The organism is Streptomyces sp. NPDC087215, assembly GCF_044744885.1.
Taxonomy (GTDB): Bacteria; Actinomycetota; Actinomycetes; order Streptomycetales; family Streptomycetaceae; genus Streptomyces.
Genome location: NZ_JBIUZD010000002.1, coordinates 566650 through 577539 on the forward strand (window position 1 = coordinate 566650; position 10890 = coordinate 577539).

7 protein-coding genes are annotated in these 10890 nt (G+C 71.9%); 5 read left to right on the forward strand and 2 right to left on the reverse strand.

What is annotated here, in order from left to right:
• Positions 1-347 precede the first annotated feature (347 nt).
• The gene (locus tag ACIO92_RS07190) at positions 348-3335 is read left to right on the forward strand and encodes a bifunctional [glutamine synthetase] adenylyltransferase/[glutamine synthetase]-adenylyl-L-tyrosine phosphorylase (protein WP_402279540.1); all 2988 of its coding nucleotides are present in this window, start codon (positions 348-350) and stop codon (positions 3333-3335) included.
• Between the two features lie 125 nt (positions 3336-3460).
• Here the strand turns inward: ACIO92_RS07190 and ACIO92_RS07195 are convergent, their stop codons facing one another.
• Positions 3461-4396 (reverse strand): phosphatase PAP2 family protein, encoded by a 936-nt coding sequence (locus tag ACIO92_RS07195; RefSeq protein WP_366441493.1) that lies wholly within the window; start codon positions 4394-4396, stop codon positions 3461-3463.
• Positions 4397-4472: 76 nt separating this feature from the next.
• Positions 4473-5507, reverse strand: coding sequence for a LacI family DNA-binding transcriptional regulator (locus tag ACIO92_RS07200; RefSeq protein WP_402055588.1), 1035 nt, complete (start codon positions 5505-5507; stop codon positions 4473-4475).
• A 347-nt stretch (positions 5508-5854) separates the two neighbouring features.
• Between ACIO92_RS07200 and ACIO92_RS07205 the strand changes: the two genes are divergently transcribed.
• Genes ACIO92_RS07205 through ACIO92_RS07220 form a run of 4 tightly spaced genes read left to right on the forward strand, consistent with a single transcriptional unit; the run spans position 5855 to position 10778 of the window.
• Positions 5855-7132 (forward strand): extracellular solute-binding protein, encoded by a 1278-nt coding sequence (locus ACIO92_RS07205; protein ID WP_366441495.1) that lies wholly within the window; start codon positions 5855-5857, stop codon positions 7130-7132.
• 20 nt (positions 7133-7152) lie between these two features.
• The gene (locus ACIO92_RS07210; protein WP_366441496.1) at positions 7153-8166 is read left to right on the forward strand and encodes a sugar ABC transporter permease; all 1014 of its coding nucleotides are present in this window, start codon (positions 7153-7155) and stop codon (positions 8164-8166) included.
• Between the two features lie 41 nt (positions 8167-8207).
• Positions 8208-9062 (forward strand): carbohydrate ABC transporter permease, encoded by an 855-nt coding sequence (locus ACIO92_RS07215; RefSeq protein WP_351779886.1) that lies wholly within the window; start codon positions 8208-8210, stop codon positions 9060-9062.
• 48 nt (positions 9063-9110) lie between these two features.
• Positions 9111-10778: a glycoside hydrolase family 13 protein gene (locus tag ACIO92_RS07220; protein WP_366441497.1), complete on the forward strand. Its 1668-nt coding sequence runs from the start codon at positions 9111-9113 to the stop codon at positions 10776-10778.
• Positions 10779-10890 lie beyond the last annotated feature (112 nt).

Sequence of the window (10890 nt, forward strand, 5' to 3'; positions counted from 1 at the left end):
GGGGAGACCCGACCCCGGAGACCTGACCGCGAAGACCCGACCCCGACCCCGAAGCCCCGGGCTCCGACACCGGGCTCCGACACCGAGCCCCGACCGCGATGCTCCGGGAACCCCTCCCGGGCCCGCACCCCGGGGCCCGCACCCCGGGGCCCGCACCCCGGGGCCCGGCCGCGCCCGGGGCCACCCCCCCCGCATCCCGGCCGGGTCCTCGGCCTGCCCGGCCGCACCGAGCCGCCCCCGTGACGCGCTGTGAAGCCACGGCCCGCACCCTCCGGCGGCCCGCTCCGGATAGGCTCGCTCCACCCCGGGGCCACCCCGGGGCGGACCTGCTCGGAGGGAGCGGCGGAATGACGGTTCCGGGACGCAGGAGCAGCACGTTCTCACGGCTGCTGCGGCACGGGTTCACCGACCCGTCCGGGGCCGAACGGCTCCTGGACGTGCCCGAGCTGTCCGCGCTGCGCGGCGACTCCGTCCTCCTCGACGCGCTCGGTGCCACCGCCGACCCCGATCTCGCCCTGCGCGGTCTGGTCCGGCTGGTCGAGGCGCAGCCGGAGACCGAACGGCAGACCTTCACGGCCACCCTGCTCTCCGCGAAGCCGTTCCGCGACCGGCTCCTCGGGGTGCTCGGCGCCTCCGAGGCGCTCGGCGACCATCTGACCCGGCACCCGCGCGACTGGGAGTCCCTGGTCACCTACGAGGCGGCCGACCTGCACCCGGGGGTCCCCGAGTTCGAGCACGAGCTCGCGGCGGCCGACGACCCGGTGGCCCTGCGGATCGCCTACCGCCGCTGCCTCCTGGCCATAGCGGCCCGGGACGTGTGCGGCACCACCGACGTGTCGGAGACCGCCGCCGAGCTGGCCGACCTGGCGACGGCGACCCTGCGCGCGGCCCTCGCCATCGCCCGTACGGCCGCGCCCGCCGACGCCGCCCAGTGCCGTCTCGCGGTGATCGCGATGGGCAAGTGCGGCGGCCATGAGCTGAACTACGTCTCCGACGTGGACGTGATCTTCGTCGGGGAGCCGGTCGAGGGCGCCGACGAGGGCAAGGCGATCCAGGCCGCGACCCGGCTCGCCGCGCACCTGATGCGGATCTGCTCGGAGACCACCGTCGAGGGCACCATCTGGCCGGTCGACGCCAATCTCCGCCCCGAGGGCCGCAACGGCCCCCTCGTCCGCACGCTCTCCTCCCACCTCGCGTACTACCAGCGCTGGGCGAAGACCTGGGAGTTCCAGGCGCTCCTGAAGGCGCGCCCGGTGGCGGGCGACCCGGAGCTCGGCGCCCAGTACATCGCCGCCGTCTCCCCGCTCGTCTGGCACGCCGCCGAGCGGGAGAACTTCGTCACCGACGTGCAGCGGATGCGCCGCCGGGTCGTCGACAACATCCCGGCCGCCCAGGTCGACCGGGAGCTGAAGCTGGGCCCCGGCGGACTGCGGGACGTCGAGTTCGCCGTGCAGATGCTCCAGCTGGTGCACGGCCGCAGCGACCCGAGCCTGCACAGCGGCACCACCCTCGACGCGCTGGCCGCCCTCGCCGCGGGCGGGTACGTGGGCCGGGCCGACGCCTCCCAGCTCGACGAGGCGTACCGCTTCCTGCGGGCCATGGAGCACCGCATCCAGCTGTACCGGCTGCGCCGCACCCACCTCGTCCCCGAGGACGAGGCCGATCTGCGGCGGCTGGGCCGCTCGATGGGCCTGCGCACCGACCCGGTCGCCGAGCTGAACAAGGAGTGGAAGCGGCACGCGGCCGTCGTCCGGCGACTGCACGAGAAGCTCTTCTACCGTCCGCTGCTCGACGCGGTCGCCCAGCTCGCCCCCGGCGAGATCCGGCTCAGCCCGAAGGCGGCCGGACAGCGCCTCGAAGCGCTGGGGTACGCGGACCCGGCCGCCGCCCTGCGGCACCTGGAGGCGCTGTCCTCCGGGGTGAGCAGGAAGGCCGCCATCCAGCGGACGCTGCTGCCGGTGCTGCTGGGCTGGTTCGCGGACTCGGCCGACCCGGACTCCGGGCTCCTCGGCTTCCGCAAGGTCTCCGACGCCCTCGGCAAGACCCCCTGGTACCTGCGGCTGCTCCGGGACGAGGGCGCCGCCGCCGAGAACCTGGCCCGGGTGCTGTCCGCCGGGCGGTTCGCCCCCGACCTGCTGCTGCGCGCCCCCGAGGCGGTCGCGCTGCTCGGCGACCCGGGCGGTCTGACGCCGCGCGGCCGGGAGCACCTGGAGCAGGAGGTCCTGGCGGCGGTGGGCCGCGCGGACGACGCCGAACAGGCCGTCGCGGCGGCGCGCGGGGTGCGGCGGCGGGAGCTGTTCCGGACCGCGGCGGCCGACCTCATCGGCTCGTACGGCACGGAGGAGAGCCCCCGGGAGCCCGATCCCGGGGCGCTGGTGGACCGGGTGGGCGAGGCCGTCACCGATCTGAACGCGGCGACGATCGCGGGCGCGCTGCGGGCCGCCGTGCGCGCCGAGTGGGGCGACGAGCTGCCGACCCGGTTCGCGGTCATCGGCATGGGCCGCTTCGGCGGGCACGAGCTGGCGTACGGCTCCGACGCGGACGTCCTGTTCGTGCACGAGCCCCGCGAGGGCGTCGACGAGCAGGAGGCGGCGCGGGCCGCGAACCGGGTGGTCGCGGAGATGCGCCGGCTGCTCCAGCTGCCCACCGCCGATCCGCCGCTGCTGATCGACGCGGACCTCAGGCCGGAGGGCAAGAGCGGTCCGCTGGTCCGCACCCTGAAGTCGTACGAGGCCTACTACCGGCGCTGGTCGCTGGTCTGGGAGAGCCAGGCGCTGCTGCGCGCCGAGCCGATGGCCGGTGACCGGGATCTCGGGGAGCGGTTCGTCGAGCTGGTCGACCCGCTGCGCTATCCGGCGGAGGGCCTCGGCGAGGACGCGATCCGCGAGATCCGGCGGCTGAAGGCCCGGATGGAGTCGGAGCGGCTGCCGCGCGGCGCCGATCCGACGCTCCACGCCAAACTGGGGCGCGGTGGCCTCAGCGACGTCGAGTGGACGGTCCAGCTGCTGCAGATGCGGCACGGCTGGGCGGAGCCGGGGCTGCGGACGACCCGTACCCGGCGGGCGCTGGCCGCCGCGCACGCGGCCGGGCTGATCCCGACGGAGGAGGCGGCGACGCTGGACGAGGCGTGGGTGCTGGCGAGCCGGGTCCGCAACGCGGTGATGCTGGTGCGCGGCCGGGCCGGGGACACCTTCCCCACGGCTCCGAGGGAGCTGGCGGCGGTGGGCCGTTACCTGGGGTACGAGGCCGGGCACGTGGGGGAGATGGTCGACGACTACCGGCGGATCACCCGCCGGGCGAGGGCCGTCGTCGAGGAGCTGTTCTACGGGGCGTAGCCCTCGGGGCCGCGGCCCCGAGCGACGGTGGCCCGCCGTCCCTGTGGAGCCGGGCCCGTCCTCGGGCGCCCGGCCCGATCCCCCGTACGCCGGGCCCGGTCCTCAGGGGCCGGTCCCCGCGCGGGTCAGCGCCCGGAGCCGACCGAGGACGGGGCGGAGCCGGACTTCTCCGGAGCGCCGAGGGCGTCCTCCCCGTCGTCCGCGCGTGCCGGGGCGGGACCGCCGCGCGCCACCGGGCCCGCCGGGGGATCCACCAGCTTGGGCAGGCGGTGCGGCCGGGAGCCGTACCAGCAGTAGGAGACGAGGAAGCCGAAGGCCAGGCAGATCATGCCGCCGACCGCGTCCAGCCAGAAGTGGTTGGCGGTGGCGACGATGACGACCAGGGTGGCCGTCGGGTAGAGCAGGCCGAGGATCTTCGCCCAGGGCGCCTTGGCGAGCAGGAAGATCGTGACGCCGCACCAGAGGGACCAGCCGATGTGCATCGACGGCATCGCCGCGTACTGGTTCGACACCTGCTTGAGGTTGCCGGAGGCCATCGAGCCCCAGGTGTGGTGGACCAGGACGGTGTCGATGAAGTCCTGGCCGTTCATGAGCCGGGGCGGCGCGAGCGGGTACAGGTAGTAACCGACCAGGGCCACACCGGTGGTGGCGAACAGGACGGTGCGGAACGCCGCGTAACGGCCCGGCTGCCACCGGTAGAGCCACACCAGCACACCGATCGTCACGATGAAGTGCAGGGTGGCGTAGTAGTAGTTCATCGACACGATCAGCCATGTCACCGAGTTCACGGCGTGGTTGACGGTGTGCTCGAAGGCCAGGCCGAGGGACTCCTCGGCCTGCCAGATCCAGTCCGCGTTCTTCAGCGCCTGGGCCTTCTGCTCCGGCACCGCGTTGCGGATCAGGGAGTAGACCCAGTAGCTCACCGCGATGAGCAGGATCTCGAACCAGATCGTGGGGCGCCGGGGCACCCGCGCACGCAGGCGTGCCAGCCGCCCGTCGCCCACCATGGATGGCGACGGGGTCGTCCGGTCGTCCACACTCTTCACGGTCGCTTCACCCATAGGGAGAGAGTTTGCCAGATCTCTTCCCCCCGACCGATCATCCCCCGGACGGGTTCGGGGCGCACCCGGGTCCGTCTCAGGAAGGAGTCCTGGAGGATGACGGGGCCGAAGCGGTCGAGCCGCGCACGACCAGTTCGGGCATGAAGACGAACTCGGAGTGCGGGGTCGGGGTGCCCCCGACCTCCTCCAGGAGCGCCCGGACGGCGGCCTGCCCCATCGCCTGCACCGGCTGCCGGATGGTGGTCAGCGGCGGATCGGTGAACGCTATGAGGGGGGAGTCGTCGAAGCCGACGACCGAGACGTCCCTCGGCACGTCGAGTCCCTGCTGCCGGGCCGCGCGGATCGCGCCGAGCGCCATCATGTCGCTGGCGCACACGACCGCCGTGCAGCCCAGGGAGATCAGCGCCCCGGCGGCGGCCTGGCCGCCCTCCAGGGTGTACAGGGAGTGCTGGATCAGTGCCTCGGACTCGTCGGAGGAGAGGCCGAACCGCTCCGCCATGCCCTGCCGGAAGCCCTCGATCTTGCGGAGCACCGGCACGAAGCGCTTGGGCCCCACGGCGAGCCCGATCCGGGTGTGGCCGAGCGCCGCCAGATGCGTCACCGCGAGCCGCATCGCGGCCCGGTCGTCGGGGGAGACGAAGGGCGCCCGCACCTTGGGGGAGAAACCGTTGAGCAGGACGTACGGGACGCCCTTGCCGCGCAGCTGGTCGTAGCGGGTCATGTCGGCGGTGGTGTCCGCGTGCAGCCCGGACACGAAGATGATCCCGGCGACGCCCCGTTCCACCAGCATGTCGGTGAGCTCGTCCTCGGTGGACCCGCCGGGGGTCTGGGTGGCGAGGACCGGGGTGTACCCCTGCCGGGTCAGGGCCTGCCCGATGACCTGCGCGAGCGCGGGGAAGATCGGGTTGTCGAGTTCGGGGGTGATGAGGCCGACGAGCCCCGCGCTGCGCTGCCTCAGCCGGACGGGACGCTCGTAGCCGAGCACGTCGAGGGCGGCGAGGACGGATTCGCGGGTGCCGGTGGCCACACCGGGCTTGCCGTTGAGCACGCGGCTGACTGTGGCCTCACTGACCCCCGCCTGGGCTGCGATGTCGGAGAGCCGCGCGGTCATGTGGATGGACTGTACCGGTCACCGCGCGTATTGCCCACTGGACAGCTGGTGCAAGCCACTCCGCAAGGTCTTGCAGTTCTTGCGGAGTGCCCGTGAGGCCCGTGAGGCGCGCGCAAGTGGCCGGAACGCACCCGGAACCCCCCTCCCAGCTGCTGTCAAGCGATGCGTCGGCAACCTTCGGGACACGTGGATGTAACGATCGCCGGTCCTTGCAGAAAATTCCCGCAAGGTCTTTCGGCTCGTTTTCATCCCTGTTACGTTCCTGGCAACCCGGAGCGCCGCAAGGGAGCGGTCGCATGAGGAAGGTCCAAGGCCCTCGTCTCCCGGGATCAGTTGAAGGAGTTCACATGCGGCGTGGCATAGCGGCCACCGCGCTGGTCGCGGCCCTCGGCGTGACCCTGGCGGCGTGCGGGAGCGACAGCGGTTCGAACGGCGGCGGCTCCAAGGGGTCGGGCGAGCTCTCCGGCACCGTGACCTGGTGGGACACCTCCACGGTCGGCTCCGAGGACAAGGTCTTCAAGAAGGTCGCCGAGGACTTCGGGAAGAAGTACCCCAAGGTCACCGTCAAGTACGTGAACGTCCCGTTCGGCGAGGCGCAGAACAAGTTCAAGAACGCCGCGCAGTCCGGCTCCGGCGCCCCCGACGTCATCCGCTCCGAGGTCGCCTGGACCCCCGAGTTCGCCGACCTCGGCTACCTCGCCCCGCTCGACGGCACCCCCGCGCTCAAGGGGGCCGACGACTTCCTGGAGCAGGCCGCGGCCTCGACGAAGTACAACGGCAAGACGTACGCCGTCCCGCAGGTCATCGACTCCATGGGCATCTTCTACAACAAGAAGATCTTCAAGGACGCGGGCGTCGCGGTCCCCAAGACCATCGACGAGCTCAAGACCGTCTCCGCGAAGATCAAGGAGAAGACCGGCAAGACCGGTCTGTACCTGCGCGGCGACGACCCGTACTGGTTCCTCTCCTTCCTGTACGGCGAGGGCGGCGACCTGGTCGACGCCGAGCAGAAGAAGATCGTCATCGACGACGAGAAGGGCGTGAAGGCGCTCAGGACCGTCAAGGACCTCGTCGACTCGAAGGCCGCGATCACCGACGCGACCAACGGCTGGGACAACATGCAGTCGTCCTTCAAGGACGGCAAGGTCGCCATGATGATCAACGGTCCGTGGGCCGTCGCCGACACCTACGCGGGCAAGGAGTTCGCCGACAAGGCGAACCTCGGCATCGCCCCGGTCCCGGCCGGATCGGCCGGTCAGGGCGCCCCGCAGGGCGGCCACAACCTCGCCGTCTACGCGGGCTCCAAGAACCTCGACGCCTCCTACGCCTTCGCCGAGTACATGACCTCGGCCGAGACCCAGGCCACGGTCGCCAAGGAGCTCAGCCTCCTCCCGACCCGTCAGTCCGTCTACATCAAGCCGGACGTCGCGACCAACGAGATGATCACCTTCTTCAAGCCCGTCGTGGACAAGGCCGTCCAGCGCCCGTGGATCCCCGAGGGCGGCAGCCTCTTCGAGCCGGTCAAGGTCGAGTACACCAAGGTGCTCACCGGCCAGGCCACCCCGGAGGCCGGTGCCAAGGCGATCGGTGACTCCTACCGCAAGCTCCTGAAGGACTGGAAGTAAGAAAGAAGGCAGGCCGGCTCATGGCTGTGGACACTCCCAGCCAGTCGGTGGCGAAGGCCGCGGGCGACAGCGTCGCCCGCGGCCGGAGCCGCGGAACTGGTACGCCGCGCCGCGCGGCGAAGCGCTCCTTCTCCACCTACTGGTACGCCTGGGCGATGGTCCTGCCGGTGGTGGTCGTACTCGGCGTGATCATCGGCTACCCGCTGGTCCGTGGCGTCTACCTGTCGTTCACCGACGCCAACGAGCGGAACGTGGCGCGGTCGATCGGCGTCAACGAGATCCCGGCCACCTACGAGTTCGTCGGTCTGGACAACTACACCGACGCGCTCACCGGGAGCCAGTTCCTCGGCACGCTGCTCTGGACGGTCGTCTGGACCGTCTCCTGCGTGGCGGTCACCTTCGCCCTGGGCCTGGCCCTCGCCAACGTCCTCAACCGCAGGATCGCGGGCCGCTCCGTCTACCGGATGCTGCTGATCCTGCCCTGGGCCGTCCCCGGCTTCGTCTCCGTCTTCGCCTGGCGCTTCCTCTACGACGAGCGCCGCGGGATGCTCAACCAGATCCTCACGGGCGGCGGCATCGACGGCGTCCCGTGGCTCAACGACCCGACCTGGGCCAAGTTCTCCGTCATCCTCGTGAACGTCTGGCTCGGCGTCCCCTTCATGATGGTCGCCCTCCTCGGCGGGCTCCAGTCCATCCCCGGCGAGCTGTACGAGGCCGCCGAGATGGACGGCGCGAACGCCTGGCAGCGCTTCCGGAACATCACGATGCCCGGCCTCAGTTCGGTGTCGACCACGGTGATCCTGCTCTCCACCATCTGGACCTTCAACATGTTCCCGGTGATCTTCCTGCTCACCCGGGGCGGACCCGGCGAGGCCACCCAGATCCTCGTCACCCAGGCGTACAAGTTCTCCTTCGAGATCAGCCCGCGCGACTTCGCGCAGTCCTCGACCTGGGGCGTCCTGATCCTGATCCTCCTGATGGTCTTCGCCGCGATCTACCGGCGCGTCCTCCGCAAGCAGGGAGAAGTCTGGTGACCACCACGACCCCCACCCCCACGAGCCCCACCGCTCGGGCCGTGACCGCCCCGGCCGCGAACACCCCCGTACGGGGCCGCCGTTCGCCGCTGGCCTCGGCCGGACTGCACCTCACCCTGATCACCGCCTCGGTGATCGCCGTCTTCCCGGTGCTGTGGGTCCTGCTGACCTCGCTGAAGCCCGCGAAGTACGCGACGACCTCGGACTTCGTCAAGGAGACGACGTTCGAGAACTACACGAACCTGCTGCGGGACACCCCGTTCCTCACCTGGTTCGGCAACTCGCTCCTCGTCGCCGGTCTCACCACGGTCATCGGCGTCTTCATCGCCGCCACCACGGGATACGCCGTCAGCCGCTTCCGCTTCCCCGGCAAGCGCGGTCTGATGTGGACCCTGCTCATCACCCAGATGTTCCCGGTCGCCGTCCTCATCGTGCCGATCTACAACATCATGGCGGCGATGGGCCTGCTCAACCGGCCGGTCGGCCTGGTCGTCACGTACCTGACCATCGCCGTCCCGTTCTGCGCGTGGATGATGAAGGGCTTCTTCGACAGCATCCCGCGCGAGATCGACGAGTCCGGCCACGTCGACGGCCTCACCCCGTTCGGCACGTTCTGGCGGCTGATCCTGCCGCTCGCCAAGCCCGGCATCGCGGTCACCGCCTTCTACTCCTTCATCACCGCCTGGGGCGAGGTCGCCTACGCCTCCGCCTTCATGGTCGGCGACGAGAACCTCACCCTGGCCGGCGGACTGCAGAAGTTCGTCAACCAGTACGGCGCCCAGTGGGGCCCGATGTCCGCGGCCTCCGTGCTCATCGCCATCCCCGCCGCCCTGGTGTTCCTCTTCGCCCAGCGGCACCTGGTCACCGGCATGTCCGCCGGTGCCGTCAAGGGCTGACGGCCCGATCACGCCTTCCGTACGCACCTCCTTACCCCCAGGGAAGACATGACCCAGCATCTCGCCACCCCGGCCGACGCCCCGACCACCGGCACGCACACGGGCTGGTGGAGAGACGCGGTGATCTACCAGGTCTACCCGCGCAGCTTCGCCGACGGCAACGGCGACGGCATGGGCGACCTGGAGGGCGTCCGCGGTCGGCTGCCGTACCTGAAGGCGCTCGGCGTCGACGCCGTCTGGCTCTCCCCGTTCTACGCCTCGCCGCAGGCCGACGCGGGCTACGACGTCGCCGACTACCGTTCCATCGACCCCATGTTCGGCTCGCTCCTCGACGCCGACGCCGTGATCCGCGAGGCCCACGACCTGGGCCTGCGCATCATCGTCGACCTCGTCCCCAACCACTCGTCCGACCGGCACGAGTGGTTCCAGCGGGCCCTGCGCGAGGGCCCCGGATCGCCGCTGCGCGAGCGCTACCACTTCCGCCCCGGCCAGGGCGCGGACGGCGAACTGCCGCCCAACGACTGGGAGTCCATCTTCGGCGGCCCGGCCTGGACCCGCACCGAGAACCCGGACGGCACCCCCGGCGACTGGTACCTGCACCTCTTCGCCCCGGAGCAGCCCGACTTCAACTGGGAACACCCCGCCGTACGCGACGAGTTCCGCTCCATCCTGCGCTTCTGGCTCGACATGGGCGTCGACGGCTTCCGCGTCGACGTCGCCCACGGCCTGGTCAAGGCCGCCGGGCTGCCCGACATCGGCGACCACGACCAGCTGAAGCTGCTCGGCAACGACGTCATGCCCTTCTTCGACCAGGACGGCGTCCACGAGATCTACCGCTCCTGGCGCACGATCCTCGCCGAGTACGACGACGAGCGCGTCCTCGTCGCCGAGGCGTGGACCCCCACCGTCGACCGCACCGCGAACTACGTGCGCCCCGACGAGATGCACCAGGCCTTCAACTTCCAGTACCTCGGCACCCACTGGGACGCCGCCGAACTGCGCCGGGTCATCGACGAGTCGCTGGACGCCATGCGCCCGGTCGGCGCCCCCACCACCTGGGTGCTCTCCAACCACGACGTCACCCGGCACGCCACCCGCTTCGCCAACCCGGCGGGCCTCGGCACCCAGCTGCGCGAGCCGGGCGACCGCGCGCTGGGCCTGCGCCGGGCCCGCGCGGCGACCCTGCTGATGCTGGCGCTGCCCGGCTCGGCCTACGTCTACCAGGGCGAGGAGCTGGGCCTGCCCGACGTCACCGACCTGCCCGACGAGGTCCGGCAGGACCCCTCCTTCTGGCGGGCCAGCGGCCAGGACGGCTTCCGCGACGGCTGCCGGGTGCCGATCCCGTGGACCGTCGCGGGCGGCTCGTACGGCTTCGGCGCGGGCGGCTCCTGGCTGCCGCAGCCCGAGGGCTGGGGCGCGCTGAGCGTCGAGGCGCAGACCGGCGACCCCGGCTCCACCCTGGAGCTCTACCGTGCCGCGCTCGCCGTGCGGCGGGAGCGGCGCGGTCTCGGCGCGGGCGACGCCGTCGAGTGGCAGGACGCCCCCGAGGGGCTCCTCGTCTTCCGGCGCGACGGCTTCGTCTGCACCGCCAACACCACCGGCCGGGCCATCTCCGTCCCGCTGCCCGGCCGGTTCCTCCTTGCCAACGAGGAGGTCGGGACCGTCGACGGCACGGCGGTCCTGCCCGCCGACACCACCGCCTGGTGGGCGGTGTGACGGTTCCCCCGCCGCGGGGGGGCGGGGGCGGCCCCCCCCCGCCCGCCGCCCACCCGGCCCCCCCCCCGGGGGGCGCGGCCCCCCCCCCCCCGGGGCGCCCCCGCCCCCCGGG